Raw genomic sequence first — 17,237 nt, forward strand, 5'->3', positions numbered from 1 at the left:
CTGGTAAAAGATTTTTACCACTCGCCAAGGCCGTGCAAAAATGTCCGGACTAGCCATGCCGACGCCAGATGCCGCAACGCTGCGGCGGCGCGCCGAAATCGTCGCGGATATCAGACAGATCGTGCCGGGCGAGGGCGTGGTCGAAACCGTTAACGAGATGCGGGCCTTCGAGAGCGACGGGCTGACCGCCTATCGGCAACTGCCGCTGGTCGTCGTCCTGCCGGAAACCACGCGGCAGGTTTCGAAAATCCTCAAATATTGCGACGAACGCAACATCCGTATTGTGCCCCGTGGCTCGGGCACCTCGCTGTCGGGCGGCGCGCTGCCGCTGGAGGACGCCGTGCTGCTGGTGATGAGCCGCTTCAACGAGATTCTGGAGATCGACTATCTCAACCGCGTCGCGGTGGTGCAACCGGGCGTCACCAATCTCGGCATCACCCGCGCCGTCGAGGATGACGGTTTCTACTACGCCCCCGACCCGTCCTCGCAGATCGCCTGCTCGATCGGCGGCAATGTCGCGGAAAATTCCGGCGGCGTGCACTGCCTGAAATACGGGCTGACGGCCAACAATGTGCTCGGCATCGAGATGGTGCTGATGAACGGCGAGGTCGTGCGCCTTGGCGGAAAACATCTGGATGCGGAAGGCTACGATCTGCTCGGCGTTATGACCGGCTCGGAAGGTCTGCTGGGCGTTGTCACCGAGGTGACGGTGCGGATATTGAAGAAGCCGGAGACGGCGCGCGCCCTGCTTATCGGCTTCCCGACCAGCGAGCAGGGCGGGCAATGCGTCGCCGACATCATCGGCGCCGGCATCATTCCCGGCGGTATGGAGATGATGGACCGGCCGGCCATCCGGGCCGCCGAGGATTTCGTCCATGCGGGCTACCCGCTGGAATGCGAGGCGCTGCTGATCGTTGAACTGGATGGGCCGGGCGTCGAGGTCGACCATCTGATCGGCCTGGTCGAAGCCATCGCGCTCCGCAACGGCTCGACCACCTGTCGCATCTCGACCTCCGACCAGGAGCGGCTGAGTTTTTGGGCAGGGCGCAAGGCAGCGTTCCCGGCGGTCGGCCGCATCTCGCCGGACTATTACTGCATGGACGGCACGATCCCGCGCAAGGAACTGCCGCGCGTGCTGGCCGGCATGCGCGAGCTTTCTGAACAATACGGGCTGCGTGTCGCCAACGTCTTTCATGCCGGCGACGGCAACCTGCACCCGCTGATCCTCTACGACGCTAACAAGCCCGGCGAACTGGAAAAGGCGGAGGGCTTCGGCGCCGACATCCTGCGGCTCTGCGTAAAGGTCGGCGGGGTGCTGACGGGCGAGCACGGGGTCGGCGTCGAAAAACGCGACCTGATGCCGGAGATGTTTTCAGACGCCGATCTTGACCAGCAGATGCGGGTGAAATGCGCCTTCGACCCGAACCATCTGCTCAATCCCGGAAAAGTGTTTCCGCAGTTGCGCCGCTGCGCCGAGCTCGGGCGGATGCATATTTCCGGCGGAAAACTGCCGTTCCCGGACATTCCGAGGTTTTGATGACGACAGCGAGGGTCGTCGAGGATAGGAATTCCTGGCTGGCCTGCCAGCACTTCCCGGATTGTTTGGGGCTCGCTCTCCATCATGCTAGTCTTGTAGCCTGAAGGCAGGAAGGCATCGCCATGAACACTCACATCGCCCCGCCTCCCGGCAAGCTGACCGCGAAGCAGTTCCTCGAGTTCATTGAGGACCGGCCCCGCGAGGAACGCTGGCAACTGATCGACGGAGTGCCGTTTCTCATGATGTCGCCGGCCATGCTTCCGCATCAGCGTATCAGCGCAAACCTGATGCTGCTCTTGAATGCTGCCCTCGCCAGCAGGCGTCCTGAAATGTTTGCCATCCAGGAGGTCGCGCTACGAGTCGAAACGCATCCGGACACACGCGTTATCGCCGATGTGGCGGTGGTGGATTTCGAGGTGGAAGATGTGCTGTACGGCACGGGCTTCTATCTGGCGGCCGAGGTTCTGTCGGACTCCAATACCCGCGAACACATCAGCCGCAAGCGTGAGATATACGCTGACGCGCCCGGCTGCCTCCATGTTCTGATCGTCTCGCAGAGAGAGCACGCCGTCGAAGTATGGTCCCGTGCTGACGACTGGAACGGCCGTGTCTACCGCTCTCCCGACGATCTGATCGACCTGCCGGAATTCGGTTTCGCCTGTCGCCTCGCGGACCTTTACCGTGGCGTTTCCATGAAATGAGCCATCCCTGACCACCTTTACCCCCACCTCCGCCGATGAAGTTCTGTCCGCCGTCCAGTGGGCGGTCGGCGAGAACGCGCCGCTGGAAATCCTCGGCCACGGCTCGAAGCGCGGCATCGGCCGGCCGCCGCAGACCGAGCACGCGCTCGACCTGTCGAAGCTGACGGGCGTCACGCTTTACGAACCGGAGGAACTGGTGCTGTCGGCGAAGGCCGGTACGCCGCTGGCGGAGATTGGGAAATTGCTGGCGGAGCACGGCCAGGAACTGGCCTTCGAGCCAATGGATTTCGGCCCGCTGCTGGGCGGCGCGGCAGGGCGAGGCACGATTGGCGGCGCGCTCGCGGCCAACCTGTCCGGCCCTCGGCGCATCAAGGCGGGGGCGGCGCGCGACCATATCCTCGGCATCCACGCCGTGTCGGGGCGCGGCGAGGCGTTCAAGTCCGGCGGTCGCGTGGTCAAGAACGTCACCGGCTACGACCTGTCGAAGGTGATGGCCGGCTCGTGGGGCACGCTGGCGGTGGCGACCGACGTCACCTTCAAGGTGCTGCCGGCGGCCGAGACCGAGACGACGCTGGTGCTCTCCGGGCTGTTCGACGACGCGGCGGTGGCGGCCATGGCGCTGGTCATGGGTTCCTCGGCAGAGGTTTCCGGCGCGGCGCATCTGCCCGAGACGGTGGCGGCGCGGGTCGGCGACGGCGCGTTCAGGAGCGCCGCGACGCTGCTTCGCATCGAAGGGTTCGGGCCTTCGGTGGATTATCGGACAAGACATCTGCGAGAGGCGTTCGGCGACACTGCCGGGATCGACGAGATTTCCGGCGATGCCTCGAAGGCGATCTGGCGGGCGATGCGCGACTGCGTGCCTTTCGCCGACGGCAGCCAGAAGCCGGTCTGGCGCGTGTCGATGGCGCCGGGCGAGGCGCACAAGGCGGTCATGGCGCTGCGCATGGAAGTAGCCGTCGAGGCTTTTTATGACTGGGCCGGCGGGCTGGCCTGGCTGCGTATGGAAAGCGACCCGGAAGCCGAGCTGCTGCGCGGGCTGGTGAAAAGATTCGGCGGCGGCCACGCGACACTGGTGCGCGCCAATGTCGCCGACCGCGCCGCCATTCCGGTCTTCGAGCCTCAGCCGCAGGCACTGGCCGCGCTGTCGAAGCGGTTGAAGGAGCAGTTCGACCCGCAAAACATCCTCAACCCGGGACGGATGGGGTAAAATGGGGCCGCTTTCTCTCCCACGGAACGGTTCACGTTGAGGAGATCATGAGCGTTCACGATGTGCTGAGTTGCCGCTTGGACACGATGTCGGGTGCTGTTGTCATCAAGAGATCGCGCGTTCCCGTCGACACTCTCTTTGCATATCTTTCGATTGAAGAGTTTCTGGAGCAGTTTCCGACCATTACTCGCTCAGAGGCTGAAGCTGTACTGGCCGCAGCGTTGAACGAGTTGAAGAACCATTTCCCGCACCGAACGAGTTGAATGCAAACCACCTTCTCCCTCGCCCAACTCGCCGATCCGCATGTCGCGGAATCGGAAAAAATCCTGCGCAAATGTGTGCATTGCGGGTTTTGCACCGCGACCTGCCCGACCTATGTGACACTGGGCAACGAGCTCGATAGCCCGCGCGGAAGAATCTACCTGATCAAGGACATGCTGGAGAACGGCCGGCCGGCCGACAAGGAGATCGTCACCCATATCGACCGCTGCCTGTCCTGCCTGTCCTGCATGACGACCTGCCCGTCGGGCGTGAATTACATGCATCTGGTCGACCATGCGCGCGCCCATATCGAGCAGAGCTACAAAAGGCCGCTGGCCGACCGGCTGATCCGCCAGGTGCTGGCTTTCACGCTGCCTTATCCCCGGCGGTTTCGCGCCGCGCTGTCGCTGGCGAAGTTTGGACGGCCTTTCGCCGGCCTGCTGGCCGGAGTGCCGGCGCTGAAGCCGCTGACGGCGATGCTGAAGCTGGCGCCCGCGTCCGTGCCGGCGGTCTCGCCGGTGTCGCGGCCGGGTCGCCATCAAGCCAAGGGCGAAAGGCGGGGCAGGGTGGCGCTGCTCACCGGCTGCGCGCAGTCGGTGCTGGAGCCCGGCATCAACGAGGCTACGGTGCGGCTGCTCAACCGGCTGGGCGTCGAGGTGGTGGTGCCGGAAGGCGAGGGGTGCTGCGGGGCGCTGGTCCATCACATGGGCAAGGAAGCGGCCGCCCTCGCGGCTGCTCGGAAAAATGTCGATGCCTGGACGCGGCAGCTTGAAAGCGGCGGACTGGACGCCATTATCATCACCGCGTCGGGCTGCGGTACGACAATCAAGGATTATGGGTTCATGCTGCGGCTCGATCCGGCCTATGCGGACAAGGCGGCAAAAGTTTCGGCACTGGCAAAGGACGTGACCGAATTTCTGGCGACGCTCGACCTGCCGGAGCCATCGGTCAAGCCAGGCCTGACAGTTGCCTATCATTCGGCCTGCTCGATGCAGCATGGCCAAAAGATCACGCGGCAGCCTAGGGAATTGCTGGTCCGCGCCGGCTTCACCGTGAAGGAGCCGCGCGAGGGGCATCTGTGCTGCGGCTCGGCCGGCACCTACAACATCTTGCAGCCGGAGATTTCGGCGCGGCTGCGCGACCGCAAGGTCAGGAATATCGAGGCGACGGGCGCCGCACTTGTGGCGACTGGCAATATCGGCTGCATCACCCAGATCGCTTCGGCGGCGAAACTGCCGGTGGTGCATACGGTGGCGCTGCTCGACTGGGTGTATGGGGGGCCGAAGCCGAAAGCCTTATAGCCGGGGAGGTCGTGCATGGGAGCACTGCTTTATCTCCTGAGCCCGGTCGCAATCGCGATCGCCATCTGGCTGGGGATCAGGTTTCGCACCTCGAGCCGCCCATGGCTGGTAGGGCCGCTTTCAGGCTCCGTCGCATCGAATGATCGCGGTTTCGATTCCGGTACGTCCGGAGACGGCGGTGACGGAGGCGGTGGCGGCGATTGAAGGCCGATCGCAATAGGGAGGTTGTCGGCGGCCTGTCCAACTCGGGTTTCTCGCCTACAGCCGCTGCGACGGCCGGCGTTCAAGACGCTGCTACTCCGCCGCCTGCGGCAGGCTTTGCTGCGGCCAGCGCTCCAGCGCCAGGCGTCCGGCCTCCGTTAGGTCGTAGACGCCCCTTTCCGCCCGCAGGAACCAGCCATAGACATTGCGGCGCAGGATCGAAGCGGCTTTCGGCGCACCGGGCTTGAGGTCGCGCGGCCGCTTCGGGCCTTCGGCGAGGGCGGCGGCGCAGGCCAGCGCCTGCTGGCGGTAGGCGGTCATGATCGGCGCGCGCGAACCGCCGCCGGTTGCCGGATCGCCCTGGCGGCGGCGATGCTCGTCGACCAGCCGCGAGCGGCGGCGCGGATCGCGACGCGGCGGCAGGGCGGCCGGGCTGAGCAGGAGCTGGACTTCACCGTCGGTGGTGACGCCGAGCAGGCCGAAGCCGAGCCGCCGGCACAGATTGCGGAAACGCCTGTCGGCCTCGCGCCCCTTGCCGCGCGCCGACAGACGCGCCGCCAGCCAGACCTCGTCGCTGGCGGCGGCGCGGTCGACGCCTTGCAGCAGCAGTTCGAGGTTGAACTGCAGCTTCAGCTCGCAGATGACGACCACCGGCGGCTCGTCGCAGCCGAGCGCCACCAGATCGCAGCCGCCGACCTCGCCCTTGACCGAATAGCCAAGGCCTTCGAGGAAATGTTTCACCGGCAAATAGAGAGCAGTTTCGAGCATCGCCTCGTCACGCGCAGGGAGTCGCGACACTGGCCGATTCGGCCGTGCACGTCATCCCGGCAGGGCAGCCGCAAGCCAGAGGGCTTCAGCCGACCTTTCGCATGCTGGCCGCGCCGGATTGGTAGGTCGAGCGATAGTGCTCCCGCTGGCGCTCCAGCGCCACCATGGTGTTGCGCAGCAGGATAGCGACGGTGACGGGGCCAACGCCGCCCGGTACTGGCGTGATCCAGGAGGCCACTTCCTTGACGCTTTCGGTGTCGACGTCGCCGACGATACGCGTGCCGCCGTCGGCGGTGGTTTCGCTGTTGATACCGATGTCGATCACGGCGGCTCCGGGCTTGACCATGTCGGCCTTGATCAGTCGCGGCTTGCCGACCGCCACGAACAGCGCGTCGGCGCGGCGGGCGTGCGCGGCGACGGAGCGCGTCATATGGTGGCAGACGGTCACAGTGGCGCCTTCGCTCATCAGCAGGAAAGCAATAGGCTTGCCGACGATCTCGGAGTGGCCGACGACGACCACTTCAAGGCCTCTGAGGTCGAGGCCGGTCGCCTTCAGCATCTCGACCGAGGCAGCCGCCGTGCAGGGGGCGAGATCGAGTTCGTTGTAGACGATGTTGCCGATGGACGCTGGATGCATTCCCTCAACGTCCTTGAGCGGATGGATCGCGCCCTGGATCGCCTTGATCGGGATGTGGGCCGGCACGGGACGCTGGATGATGATGCCGGTGACGCGCGGATCGAGGTTCATGCCGCTGATGGCGGCTTCCAACTGGCCGGCCGAGATATCGGCGGGAAAACGTCGCTCGTCGAAATCGATGCCGGCGGCCTCGGCCTTCGAGCGCTGGTTGCGGACATAGACGTCGACGGCGGCGACATCGCCGACGGTGATCGAAACGAGTTTGGGCCGAAACCCTTCGGCCGCCGCGCGTTCCGCCTGCGCGCGCACCTCGGCGAGGATGCGGGCGGCGACCGGCGCGCCCTTCAGGTATCGGTGGTCGTCGGAAGTCGGCATCAGGGGCTCCAGCAGCATGGACGGGGCCAGCCGGGGAGATCGCGGCGGCGGGCACGGCCATTGGCATGGGGGTCCTTATAGGGTGGAAACCCGGCTGGCGAGACACCTTTTGGTGCAATGCGAAAAGGCGGCATGATTTCGGGCGGCGCGGCGATGAGGAGCTTGGGCGTCACGGGTCCTTCGCCACCCTTAGAGTGTTCTAGTGGCAAGAAGCCTTTTTCCAGTGATAGGACAGGCCGAGATTGAAGGCGTTGGTGAAAATATCGGCCTTCAGGCTGCCGCCGCCTTTGAGGTCAACGTCGTTGATCGTGTAGTTGCCCTTGTATTCGCCGAACACCGACAGCCAGTCGTTGACCGCGTAGTCGATGCCGGCCTGGATCTGGAAGGCCGGTCCGGCGACCTGATATTCGAAGGTTTTCGGCGCGCTGTCGGCGGTCTGCACCTCGACATGCGGGATGGAGAGGCCGGCGCCGGCGCCGAGATAGGGTGTCCAGGCGCGGCCGTCCTCGCGGAAACGATAGAGCGCGTTAAGCGTGATGATGTTCAGGCCGTCGGTGAATTCGAAGGTTTTCCAGCCGTCCGGCATCGGGTCGGCATAGACTTTCGCATGGGTGTAGTCGAGCGAGACGCCCCAGGCCGGCATGCTGTCGATCCACCAGGTGCCGCGCACGCCCCAATAGGGTGGAGTCTCGAACGATTTTCCCTCCCAGCGCTGGTCGAAATCGAAGTCGCCGACGCCGCCGGGCGCCGGGTCGGAGCCCGACACGCCGCTCTCGAAAGCGCCCTGGATGCCGCCATAGGCGGAGATCACGATTTCGGCGCACGCCCGTGTCGGAGCCAGCGCCACCAGTGCACCCAGTGCCAGAAAAACCGACCGTGCTGTCATGCCTGCTCCATCCTTCGCCGGACGAAACCGGGCGGTGCCAAGCGGTCGAAGCGCTGCCGGCTTCGTCGCAAGCGCACTCTGTCGAAGGTTTGTTGCAGGAAAACGAAAGGGCAGCGCGGTTGCCCGCGCTGCCCTTGCCCCCGGTCCGGAAGCGGCCCCCACCGCTTCCTCCAGCCGCGCCGCCCCCGCGAGCGCGGTCTCCCCGGTCCGCTATATGACGACCACCCTGGTGCCGACGCCGACGCGTTCGTAGAGGTCGACCACGTCCTCGTTGCGCAGGCGGATGCAGCCCGATGACACGTTCGTGCCGATCGTCCAGGGTGCGTTGGTGCCGTGGATGCGGTAGAGCGTCGAGCCGAGATACATGGCGCGCGCGCCGAGCGGGTTTTCCGGGCCGCCGGCCATGTAGGTGGGCAAATGGCGGCCTTTTGCGCGTTCGCGAACGATCATTTCCGAGGGCGGGCGCCAGTCCGGCCATTCGGCCTTGCGCGAAATCTTCTGCGTGCCGGTCCACACCATGCCTTCCTGGCCGACGCCGACGCCGTAGCGACGCGCCTTGCCGCCGGACTGGACGAGGTAGAGGAATTTCGAGGCGGTATCGATGACGATCGTGCCGGGCTTTTCCGATCCCGTGTACTCAACCTGCTGCGGCAGGTAGATCGGGTCCATCTGCGGCTGGATCTGCTTCTTGCGCGGTGCGGCCACGGCGGCGGTGCGAACCGGGTCCTGGCCGAACCAGTTGAAGCCTTGGTTGCGCGCGCCGCGCCGCGGCTGCTGGGCTGGCTCGCCGCGCATCACGCGCCGCTGCGTGCCCGGCTGGACGCGGACGCCGAAGCCGGCTTCGCGCTGCACGATCCTGCGGCCGGGCTGGTTGCCGAGCTGAATGACCCAGGGAGCGGAAAGATCGGGGCTGACGACCACCGGCGGGCGCTGGGCGTAGCGGTCCTGGGCGCCGGCCGGCGCCATTGCGAGGCCAAGAAACATGGCCGAGGTCAAAAAGAGAAAGCTGCTTTTCATCTTGCGCGTACTCGTCAACACACAACTCGCGAAACGGTGACACGGCGGGGCGCTCTCGCTCCGTCATGTCAGGAGCGTGACGGCAATCGGAAACCGAAAAGTGAATCGGGTTGCCTAAAAAGCCGGGATTTCCGTAAACCTTTCAGTGTGGTTACCGGCGCGTTCAGCGATTTGGTAAAGGCGCGGTCAACAGGCGAAAAAACGCGTTAACCAGCGGTTTTCGGCGAGGAGAAGCGGCATGACGGGATTGGTCGAGGGTTCGGATGGGGTGATCCGCTGCGCCTGGGCGGGCGATCTCGAGGATTACAGGCACTATCACGACCACGAATGGGGCCGTCCCGTCACCGACGACCGTCGGTTGTTCGAAAAAATCTGCCTGGAGGGTTTCCAGTCCGGCCTGTCCTGGCTGACTATCCTGCGCAAGCGCGAGAATTTTCGCGCCGCCTTCGCCAGCTTCGACTTCGACAAGGTGGCCGAATTCGGCGAGGCGGATGTCGAGCGGCTGCTGCAGGACGCCGGCATCATCCGCCATCGCGGCAAGATCGAATCGACGATCAACAATGCTAGGCGCGCGAGGGAATTGATTGCCGAGGCGGGTTCGCTGGCCGCCTGGTTCTGGCAGTTCGAGCCGCGGGACGGGCAGCGGCCGGCGAAGGTGGATCACGCCGCTGTCGTCGCCATGCCGAAGACCGAAGTTTCGGCGAAGATATCAAAGGAACTGAAGAAACGCGGCTGGAGTTTTGTCGGGCCGACCACGGTCTATGCCTTCATGCAGGCGATGGGGCTGGTCAACGACCATATCGAGGGCTGCCATTGCCGCGCGCCGATAGAGACGGCGAGGGCGGCTTTCAAAAGGCCCGCGCTGCGCGGCAAGTCGATCGCCTAACGTTTAGCCTTCGATGCCCTGCCGTCCGGTGACCGTCATCATCGTGCCGGTCATGGTGGCGATGAGTTTTGCCTCGCCGTCGGCGGCAAACGCATAGGCCTGGCCGTCGGCGACGATGATGGTGCGGCCGGGTTTCGTCACCGAGCCGCGGAACAGGAAACGTTCGCCCCGGCCTGGGGCCAACAGGTTGACCTTGAACTCGATGGTGAGCACCGCCGCGTTTTCCGGCATCAGCGAGAAGGCAGCGTAGCCGCAGGCCGAATCCAGCGCGGCCGAAATGATGCCGGCGTGCAGGAAACCGTGCTGCTGGGTCAGCGCCTCCGAGAACGGCATCTCGATCTCGACGATGCCTGGCGTCACGCTGGTGAGCTCCGCCCTCATCGTCGTCATCACGTTCTGGCGCGCGAAGGATGCGCGAACGCGTTCCTCGAAATCCACGCCGGGCACGATCTTTGCCGCCATCGTCTTTGCCTCCTAGCCTCGCTTATGACAAAGCCGTGACAGGTAGGCAAATCATTTTGCTGCATCGCAGCATCGACTAAGGTTCAGCCGGCGCGGCGAAGCATGGCGAAATAAAAACCGTCCGTGCCGGTGCTGAGCGGCGACAGCACGATGCCGCCGTGCTTTTCGATCCGCGGGGTGGTCGATTTTCCGGGAAACCGCTGCTCGAACAGCGCTTCGTGATCGGCCGGCAAAAAATCCGGGTTGGCATCGAGGAAACGGGCGATCTGGTCGTGGTTCTCCTCGCGGAAAACCGAGCAGGTGATATAGGCGAGATGCCCGCCCGGCTTGAGGTAGGTTTTGGCGTCTTCGAGAATCCGCGCCTGCTCGCCGGTGCGCACGTCGAGCTGGCGCTGGGTCAGCCGCCATTTTGCGTCGGGCCGCCGCCGCCAGGTGCCGCTTCCCGTGCAGGGCGCGTCGATCAGCACGAGATCGATCTGGCCGGCAAGTTTTGCGATTTCCGCCGGTTTGGACAGAACCTGGACGTTGCGCACCCCGGCGCGGCGGATACGGTCGAAGATCGGCGCCAGCCGCGCCTTCTCGGCGTCGTAGGCGAAGATCTGGCCCTTGTTCTGCATTGCGGCGGCCAGCGCCAGCGTCTTGCCGCCGGCGCCGGCGCAGAAGTCGAGCACCTGCATGCCGGGATTTGCGCCGGCGAGCGTGGCGGCCGCCTGCGAACCCTCGTCCTGCACCTCGAACCAACCCTTCTGGAAGGCTGGCTCGGCCTGCACGTTGGGATGGCGGCCATCGGCGGCGATCGGCGGGATGCGTATGCCTTGCGGCGCGAGCGCTGTCGCCGCGGCGCCCGTCTGTTCCAGTTCGGCGAGCACGCGGGTCCGGTCCGACATCAGCGTGTTGACGCGCAGGTCGAGCGGCGGCCGGCCGGCAAGAGCGCGCCCTTCCTCGGCCCAGTCGTCGCCGAAGGTCCGCTCGAGCAGGGGCTCGCACCAGTCCGGACAGTCCGCCCGGACGATGGCCGGGGCATTGTCGAGATTGTTTGACGTCAGGGTGTCCAGCTCGGCCTGGTCGAGCGGCGCCGGGCCGAAGCGGTCCCCGTCGAGGGCGCGGTTGATCGCCTCGGGCGTCTCCGTCCATTCCAGCAGCAGCGCGCCGAAGGCGAGCGCGCGGGACGTATCGGCGCCGAACAGCCAGGCCGCCGAGCGCTTGCGGCGCAGCGCGTCATAGACGATGTTGCCGATAGCCGCCCGGTCGCCGGCGCCGGCGAAACGGTGCGACAGTCCCCAGTCCTTCAACGCATCCGCCGCCGGCCGGTGCCGCCGCGCGATATCGTCGAGCACTTCGATGGCCGCAGCCAGCCGTCCGCCCAGTCTCATGGTGATTATCCCGCTTCGGTTGCCCGTTCGGCGCCTTGCTACAGGGCCGGGAGGGATTGGGCAACCGACAGCCGACTGGCGATGCAGACCGAGTTGAGATCCATGCAGGCTTGATCGGGCAATAGTGCCGTAAAATACTTGAATGATACGCCTTGGAGCTTCTATACTAATGCGCTGAACGGGAGCATCGGATTTGATCACAGCCGGACAGATGCGAGCGGCGCGCGCCCTCCTTGGGATTGACCAGGCGCGCCTGGCCGAACTGTCGGGCGTCTCGCTGGCGACCATCCAGAGAATGGAAGCGAGCGAAGGCAATGTGCGGGGCGTGGTCGATACGCTGACGAAGGTCGTGGAGGCGCTGGCCGTGGCAGGCATCGAACTGATCGGCGAACAGCAACGCAGCGACGGTGGCGGCCGTGGCGTGCGGCTTCGCGTTTCCGCCGTCCCGCCGCGGCCGGGAACAGGCTGATAGATTCGGTACGGCGGCTCGGCCGATCGCGTTGAAGGGCTTTTGATCACTTTCCAAGAAGAGCACGCACATGGTGCATATGTCCGATCAGGTGACGCGGGAGCACAGGCCAGGCTTCCGGGAGATGTTCACGCCCAAGCTGGTGACGGTGCTGCGTGAAGGCTATGGCCGCGAGCGGCTGCGACGCGATCTTGTCTCCGGCCTGACCGTGGCCATCGTCGCGCTGCCGCTGTCGATGGCGATTGCCATCGCCTCCGGCGTGTCGCCGGATCGCGGGCTCTATACCGCCATCGTCGGCGGTTTCCTGGTGTCGCTGCTGGGCGGCAGCCGCTTCCAGATCGGCGGCCCGGCAGGCGCCTTCATCGTGCTTGTATCGGCCACCGTGCAGGCGCACGGCGTCGACGGCCTGATCCTGGCGACGATGATGTCGGGCGTGATGCTGGCGGCGATCGGCTACGCCCGGCTCGGCACCTTCGTCAAATTCATCCCTTATCCCGTGACCGTAGGGTTCACCGCCGGCATCGCGGTCATCATTTTTTCCAGCCAGATCGGCGAATTGTTCGGACTGACCCTGTCCGGTCCGGAGCCAGGCCCGTTCGTGCCGAAGCTGATGGCGCTGGCCGGCGTCGCCTCGACCGCGAACATGGCGACGATCGGGGTATCGCTGCTCACTATCGCTGCGATCCTCGTCCTGCGACGCCTGCGACCGACCTGGCCAGGCCTGCTGATCGCCGTGCTTGTCGCGTCGGTTGCCGCGGCGGTGCTAGGGCTGCCGGTCGAAACCATCGGCACCAAGTTTGGCGGCATTCCGCGCACGCTGCCCGCTCCGGCCTTGCCGGCATTCTCGCTCGACAAGGTGATGGCCGTGTTGCCTTCCGCCATCTCCTTCACGCTTCTGGGGGCGATCGAATCGCTGCTGTCGGCGGTGGTCGCCGACGGCATGACCGGCCGCCGCCATCGCTCCAATTGCGAACTGGTGGCGCAGGGTTTCGCCAATATCGGATCAGCGCTTTTCGGCGGTATCTGCGTAACCGGAACCATCGCCCGCACGGCGACCAATGTGCGCTCCGGCGCCGAAAGCCCTGTGGCGGGAATGGCCCACTCCGTCTTCCTGCTGGTTTTCATGCTGCTCGCCGCGCCGCTCGCCAGCTACATACCGCTCTCTGCCCTGGCCGGCGTGCTCGCGGTGGTGGCCTTCAACATGGTCGAGCGCGACGCATTCGTCGCCCTCCTGCGCTCGTCCTGGGGGGATGCGATCGTGCTCGTCGTTACCTTCGGACTGGTCGTCTTCCGCGACTTGACCGAGGGCATCGTGGTCGGCTTCGCGCTCGGCGCGCTGCTGTTCATCGACCGGATGTCCAGGAGCGTGGCTTTCGAGGCACAGACGCCGCTTGGCGTGCAGGACGTCGCCGACAGCGAAAACGGCGATCGGCAACCTTATCATGCCGAAGCCGAGGGTGGTCCGGATCTGGTGATCTACCGCCTGTCCGGCGCATTCTTCTTCGGTGCAGCCTCGACGGTCGGCACAACGCTCGACCGCATCGCCGACAGGCACAGCAGCTTCATCCTCGATTTCTCGGCGGTTCCCGTCCTCGACTCGACCGCCGCCAACATCATCGAACAGTCGGCGCGCAAGGCTGAAAGGCGCGGTATCCGCTTCTTCATCACCGGCGCATCGCCGGCGGTGCGGCGCATGCTCCTGACCCATGGCGTGCGGCCGCCGCGCGTCCAGTATGCCGCGACGATTGCCGATGCGCGGGCGGAACTGGGCGCCATGCCCGCCGGCGAGCGCGCATAAGACCTGCATTCAAACGAAAAGGCCGGGACGATTGCCCCGGCCTTTGCAGCGTTCTCGCCGCCAGATTGACGGAAGCGGCTTGTTCCTTGCCGCTTCCCGTACCGCCGGCGATGTTGCCGATCAGACGAGGTCGAAGCGGTCGGCGTTCATCACCTTGGTCCAGGCCGCGACGAAGTCCTTGACGAACTTCTCCTTGGCGTCGCTCTCGGCATAGACCTCGGCCAGCGCCCTGAGCTGCGAGTTCGAGCCGAAGACGAGGTCGACGCGGGTGCCGAGCCACTTTAGCTGGCCGGTCTTGCGATCGGTGCCTTCGAAGATATCCTTGGCTTCCGAGACCGCCTTCCACTGTGTGCCCATGTCGAGCAGATTGACGAAGAAGTCGGTGGTGAGCGCACCCGGCCGGTCGGTGAGCACGCCATGCGTCGAGCCATCAGCATTGATGTTGATCGCGCGCAGGCCGCCGATCAGGACGGTAAGTTCAGGCGCGGTCAGCGTCAGCAGCTGCGCCTTGTCGATCAGGGCTACCTCGGCGGGCACTCTGAGCGTCGCCGTCTGGTAGTTGCGGAACCCGTCCGCCTGCGGCTCCATGACGTCGAACGCATGGATGTCGGTCTGGTCCTGGGTGGCGTCGGTGCGGCCCGGCGAGAACGGAACCGTCACGTCGTGGCCGGCGGCCTTCGCGGCCTGCTCGACGCCGGCATTGCCGGCCAGCACGATCAGGTCGGCAAGCGAGATCTTCTTGCCGCCCGCCGCCTCCTGGCCGAACTCGAACCGGATGCGCTCAAGTGTCTTCAGAACCTTGGCGAGCTGGTCGGGGCGGTTGACCTCCCAATCCTTCTGCGGTTCGAGGCGGATGCGCGCGCCGTTGGCGCCGCCGCGCTTGTCGCCGCCGCGGAAGGTGGAGGCCGAGGCCCAGGCCGTGCCGACCAGTTCGGACACGGTCAGACCCGACTCCAGCACCTTGGCCTTGAGCGCGGCAACGTCGGCGGCATTGACCAGCGGATGGTCTACGGCCGGCACCGGATCCTGCCAGATCAGCACTTCCTTCGGCACTTCCGGGCCGAGATAGCGCGAGCGCGGCCCGAGATCGCGATGCGTGAGCTTGAACCAGGCGCGGGCAAAAGCCTCGGCGAACGCCTGCGGGTTCTGCAGGAAGCGGCGCGAGATCTTCTCATAGATGGGGTCGAAGCGCAGCGACAGGTCCGTCGTCAGCATCCGCGGCTTCTGCTTCTTCGACTTGTCAAATGCGAGCGGAACATCGTCCGGCCCGTCCTTGGCCTCCCACTGGATTGCGCCGGCGGGGCTGCGGGTCTGCACCCACTCGTATTTGAACAGGTTCTCGAAGAACAGGTTGGTCCACTGGGTCGGCAGTTGCGTCCAGGTGACTTCGATGCCGCTGCTGATAGCATCGCCGCCGTGGCCGGTGCCATAGCTGCTGATCCAGCCCAGGCCCTGCGACTCGACGTCTGCATCCTCGGGAACCGGACCGACGAACGAGGTCTCGCTTGCGCCGTGCGTCTTGCCGAACGTATGGCCGCCGGCGATGAGCGCGACGGTTTCCTCGTCGTCCATGGCCATGCGCGCGAAGGTCTCGCGGATGAAAGCCGCCGCCTCGAGCGGGTCGCCGCTGGCGTTCGGTCCCTCGGGGTTGACGTAGATGAGGCCCATTTCGGTGGCGCCGAGCGGGTTCGCAAACTGCTCCAGCTTGCGATGGGCGAGCCATGCGCCCTCATCGCCCCAGTTGATGTCCTGATCGGGTTCCCAGGTATCCGCGCGGCCGCCTGCAAAACCGAAAGTGCGGAAGCCCATGGTCTCGAGCGCGACGTTGCCGGTGAGGATGAGCAGGTCGGCCCAGGAGATGCTCTTGCCGTATTTCTGCTTGATCGGCCAGAGAAGGCGGCGCGACTTGTCGATGTTGACGTTGTCCGGCCACGAATTGAGCGGTGCGAAGCGCTGCTGCCCACGTCCGCCGCCACCGCGGCCGTCGGCGAGGCGATACGTGCCGGCGGCATGCCACGACATGCGGATGAACTGAGGGCCATAGTGGCCGAAGTCGGCCGGCCACCAGTCCTGCGAGTCGGTCATCAGCTTGCGCAGGTCGTTCTTCAGCGCCTCGTAGTCGAGCTTCTTGAACTCCTCGGCATAGTCGAACTCCTCGCCCAACGGGTTGGAACGCGAGGAATGCTGGTGGAGGAGATCAACATTGAGCTGCTTGGGCCACCACTCCCGGTTCGTCCGTTGGCCATGATCCACCGGGCACTTGCCGGGGCCTTTGTCATCCGTTTTCGCGTCCATGGCTTTCTCCTGCCTCCCTAATTCGGTGGGTTCTTGCTGAAAGGATCGACCAGACGCCGGGTGGGGAAGGCCGAGCAATCTGGAACAATTCCAGACTACGACCTTCCGTCGATAATGACAAATTGCCTTTCCTGATTTTTCCGATAGGTTTTGGTTATGACAAACCTGACCATCCGCCAGATGCTGTATTTCGATGCGCTGGCCCAGACGCTGCATTTCGGCCGGGCCGCCGAGCTTGCTGGGGTGACGCAGCCGGCGCTGTCGGCGCAGATCGCCGAACTGGAGGAACGGCTGGGCTGCCGCCTGTTCGAGCGCGGCGGGCGCTCGGTGCGGCTGACCGAGGAGGCCGCCGCCTTGCAGCCGCGTATCGAATCCATCCTGGCGCAAATCCGCGAGGTCGAAGCCGTCGCCCGGCGCGGCCGGCGCACCATGCAGGGGCGGTTCCGCTTGGGCATGATCCCGACGGTGGCGCCCTACCTGCTGCCGCAGGTGCTGCCGGAACTGAAGCAGCGGTTTCCGGAGTTGCAACTGGAGCTGCGCGAGGCGGTGACCATGGCGCTGGTGACGGAGACCGCAGCCGGCCGCATCGATGGTTTCGTGGCAGCACTGCCGCTCGACCATCCTGGATTGGTGACGGAAACGCTGTTCGACGACCGCTTCTTTCTCGCCGTGCCCGAGCAGGACGCCGATTTCGTGGCGCCGCCGGTGCCGCCGGAGAGCCCGGCATTGGAGCGGCTGATGCTGCTGGAGGAAGGCCACTGCCTGCGCGACCAGGCACTGAAGATCTGCGGCAGCGTGCGGCCGACGGCGCTTTCCAGCTACGGCGCGACCAGTCTGACCACGCTTTTGCAGATGGTCGGCCATGGGCTGGGCGTCACTCTCATTCCCGAAATGGCCGCCGAGTCCAGCCAGGTGATCCGCGACCTGAAGATCGTGCCCTTCGCCGAGCCGGTGCCGTCGCGCGAGATCGCGCTGGCCTGGCGCCGCAACAGCCCGCGCCAGGAGGAATGCCGCGAGCTCGCCGGCATTTTGCGCGCATTACGGGATACGGTGATGGCTTAAG

At 65.4% G+C, this 17,237-nt stretch carries 17 protein-coding genes; 10 read left to right on the plus strand and 7 right to left on the minus strand.

The genetic code is table 11. The features are described 5' to 3' along the window. The first annotated feature begins 40 nt into the window (after positions 1-40). From ACH196_RS13635 to ACH196_RS13660, 6 genes are all read left to right on the plus strand, one after another. Positions 41-1,537 (plus strand): FAD-linked oxidase C-terminal domain-containing protein, encoded by a 1,497-nt coding sequence (locus ACH196_RS13635; protein WP_396647445.1) that lies wholly within the window; start codon positions 41-43, stop codon positions 1,535-1,537. A gap of 122 nt (positions 1,538-1,659) precedes the next feature. Further along, positions 1,660-2,238 (plus strand): Uma2 family endonuclease, encoded by a 579-nt coding sequence (locus ACH196_RS13640; protein ID WP_396647446.1) that lies wholly within the window; start codon positions 1,660-1,662, stop codon positions 2,236-2,238. Positions 2,239-2,245: 7 nt separating this feature from the next. Beyond that, positions 2,246-3,445 (plus strand): glycolate oxidase subunit GlcE, encoded by a 1,200-nt coding sequence (glcE, locus tag ACH196_RS13645; protein ID WP_396647485.1) that lies wholly within the window; start codon positions 2,246-2,248, stop codon positions 3,443-3,445. A 47-nt stretch (positions 3,446-3,492) separates the two neighbouring features. Next, on the plus strand, positions 3,493-3,708 hold the full coding sequence (locus ACH196_RS13650) for a DUF433 domain-containing protein (protein ID WP_396647447.1): 216 nt from the start codon (positions 3,493-3,495) through the stop codon (positions 3,706-3,708). Further along, entirely contained in the window at positions 3,709-5,007 is a 1,299-nt protein-coding gene (glcF, locus tag ACH196_RS13655; RefSeq protein ID WP_396647448.1) for a glycolate oxidase subunit GlcF, read from the plus strand. Positions 5,008-5,022: 15 nt separating this feature from the next. Beyond that, complete coding sequence (locus ACH196_RS13660) at positions 5,023-5,211, plus strand: hypothetical protein (RefSeq protein WP_396647449.1); 189 nt, start codon at positions 5,023-5,025, stop codon at positions 5,209-5,211. Between the two features lie 90 nt (positions 5,212-5,301). Here the strand turns inward: ACH196_RS13660 and ACH196_RS13665 are convergent, their stop codons facing one another. The 4 genes from ACH196_RS13665 to ACH196_RS13680 all read right to left on the minus strand — a co-directional run bounded on the left by ACH196_RS13665 (position 5,302) and on the right by ACH196_RS13680 (position 8,891). Beyond that, the gene (locus ACH196_RS13665) at positions 5,302-5,976 is read right to left on the minus strand and encodes a DUF2161 domain-containing phosphodiesterase (RefSeq protein WP_396647486.1); all 675 of its coding nucleotides are present in this window, start codon (positions 5,974-5,976) and stop codon (positions 5,302-5,304) included. An 85-nt stretch (positions 5,977-6,061) separates the two neighbouring features. Continuing rightward, entirely contained in the window at positions 6,062-6,988 is a 927-nt protein-coding gene (locus ACH196_RS13670; RefSeq protein WP_396647450.1) for a bifunctional 5,10-methylenetetrahydrofolate dehydrogenase/5,10-methenyltetrahydrofolate cyclohydrolase, read from the minus strand. A 199-nt stretch (positions 6,989-7,187) separates the two neighbouring features. Beyond that, positions 7,188-7,874 carry an outer membrane protein gene (locus tag ACH196_RS13675; RefSeq protein ID WP_396647451.1) on the minus strand — a complete coding sequence of 229 codons (687 nt, stop codon included), beginning with the start codon at positions 7,872-7,874 and terminating at the stop codon, positions 7,188-7,190. A gap of 210 nt (positions 7,875-8,084) precedes the next feature. After that, on the minus strand, positions 8,085-8,891 hold the full coding sequence (locus ACH196_RS13680) for a L,D-transpeptidase (protein ID WP_396647452.1): 807 nt from the start codon (positions 8,889-8,891) through the stop codon (positions 8,085-8,087). 238 nt (positions 8,892-9,129) lie between these two features. Here ACH196_RS13680 and ACH196_RS13685 point away from each other — a divergent pair, with 238 nt between their 5' ends. Continuing rightward, positions 9,130-9,777 carry a DNA-3-methyladenine glycosylase I gene (locus ACH196_RS13685; protein ID WP_396647453.1) on the plus strand — a complete coding sequence of 216 codons (648 nt, stop codon included), beginning with the start codon at positions 9,130-9,132 and terminating at the stop codon, positions 9,775-9,777. Between the two features lie 3 nt (positions 9,778-9,780). Here ACH196_RS13685 and ACH196_RS13690 read toward each other — a convergent pair whose 3' ends face one another. Further along, a complete protein-coding gene (locus ACH196_RS13690) occupies positions 9,781-10,239 on the minus strand; it encodes a PaaI family thioesterase (RefSeq protein ID WP_396647454.1) in 459 nt (152 codons plus the stop codon). 83 nt (positions 10,240-10,322) lie between these two features. Further along, a complete protein-coding gene (locus tag ACH196_RS13695) occupies positions 10,323-11,612 on the minus strand; it encodes an RsmB/NOP family class I SAM-dependent RNA methyltransferase (RefSeq protein WP_396647455.1) in 1,290 nt (429 codons plus the stop codon). 193 nt (positions 11,613-11,805) lie between these two features. Here ACH196_RS13695 and ACH196_RS13700 point away from each other — a divergent pair, with 193 nt between their 5' ends. Together ACH196_RS13700 and ACH196_RS13705 are read left to right on the plus strand one after the other, a co-directional pair. Beyond that, positions 11,806-12,081: a helix-turn-helix domain-containing protein gene (locus tag ACH196_RS13700; protein ID WP_396647456.1), complete on the plus strand. Its 276-nt coding sequence runs from the start codon at positions 11,806-11,808 to the stop codon at positions 12,079-12,081. A gap of 70 nt (positions 12,082-12,151) precedes the next feature. Beyond that, complete coding sequence (locus tag ACH196_RS13705; protein ID WP_396647457.1) at positions 12,152-13,879, plus strand: SulP family inorganic anion transporter; 1,728 nt, start codon at positions 12,152-12,154, stop codon at positions 13,877-13,879. Positions 13,880-13,999: 120 nt separating this feature from the next. Here ACH196_RS13705 and katG read toward each other — a convergent pair whose 3' ends face one another. Next, positions 14,000-16,174, minus strand: coding sequence for a catalase/peroxidase HPI (katG, locus tag ACH196_RS13710; protein ID WP_396647458.1), 2,175 nt, complete (start codon positions 16,172-16,174; stop codon positions 14,000-14,002). A gap of 156 nt (positions 16,175-16,330) precedes the next feature. On the opposite strand from katG, the gene ACH196_RS13715 reads away from it, so the two are divergent. Further along, the gene (locus ACH196_RS13715) at positions 16,331-17,236 is read left to right on the plus strand and encodes a hydrogen peroxide-inducible genes activator (RefSeq protein WP_396647459.1); all 906 of its coding nucleotides are present in this window, start codon (positions 16,331-16,333) and stop codon (positions 17,234-17,236) included. Position 17,237 lies beyond the last annotated feature (1 nt).

This window comes from Mesorhizobium sp. IMUNJ 23232 (genome assembly GCF_044326205.1).
Classification (GTDB): domain Bacteria; phylum Pseudomonadota; class Alphaproteobacteria; order Rhizobiales; family Rhizobiaceae; genus Kumtagia.

Bases quoted from the DNA above. Each gene is read 5' to 3' on its own strand.
- ACH196_RS13640 (WP_396647446.1), top strand. From the start codon at position 1,660: ATGAACACTCACATCGCCCCGCCTCCCGGCAAGCTGACCGCGAAGCAG.
- ACH196_RS13685 (WP_396647453.1), top strand. From the start codon at position 9,130: ATGACGGGATTGGTCGAGGGTTCGGATGGGGTGATCCGCTGCGCCTGG.
- ACH196_RS13690 (WP_396647454.1), bottom strand. From the start codon at position 10,239: ATGGCGGCAAAGATCGTGCCCGGCGTGGATTTCGAGGAACGCGTTCGC.
- ACH196_RS13680 (WP_396647452.1), bottom strand. From the start codon at position 8,891: ATGAAAAGCAGCTTTCTCTTTTTGACCTCGGCCATGTTTCTTGGCCTC.
- ACH196_RS13705 (WP_396647457.1), top strand. From the start codon at position 12,152: ATGGTGCATATGTCCGATCAGGTGACGCGGGAGCACAGGCCAGGCTTC.
- ACH196_RS13715 (WP_396647459.1), top strand. From the start codon at position 16,331: ATGACAAACCTGACCATCCGCCAGATGCTGTATTTCGATGCGCTGGCC.
- ACH196_RS13660 (WP_396647449.1), top strand. From the start codon at position 5,023: ATGGGAGCACTGCTTTATCTCCTGAGCCCGGTCGCAATCGCGATCGCC.
- katG (WP_396647458.1), bottom strand. From the start codon at position 16,174: ATGGACGCGAAAACGGATGACAAAGGCCCCGGCAAGTGCCCGGTGGAT.
- ACH196_RS13695 (WP_396647455.1), bottom strand. From the start codon at position 11,612: ATGAGACTGGGCGGACGGCTGGCTGCGGCCATCGAAGTGCTCGACGAT.
- ACH196_RS13650 (WP_396647447.1), top strand. From the start codon at position 3,493: ATGAGCGTTCACGATGTGCTGAGTTGCCGCTTGGACACGATGTCGGGT.
- ACH196_RS13675 (WP_396647451.1), bottom strand. From the start codon at position 7,874: ATGACAGCACGGTCGGTTTTTCTGGCACTGGGTGCACTGGTGGCGCTG.
- ACH196_RS13635 (WP_396647445.1), top strand. From the start codon at position 41: ATGTCCGGACTAGCCATGCCGACGCCAGATGCCGCAACGCTGCGGCGG.
- ACH196_RS13670 (WP_396647450.1), bottom strand. From the start codon at position 6,988: ATGCCGACTTCCGACGACCACCGATACCTGAAGGGCGCGCCGGTCGCC.
- ACH196_RS13665 (WP_396647486.1), bottom strand. From the start codon at position 5,976: ATGCTCGAAACTGCTCTCTATTTGCCGGTGAAACATTTCCTCGAAGGC.
- glcF (WP_396647448.1), top strand. From the start codon at position 3,709: ATGCAAACCACCTTCTCCCTCGCCCAACTCGCCGATCCGCATGTCGCG.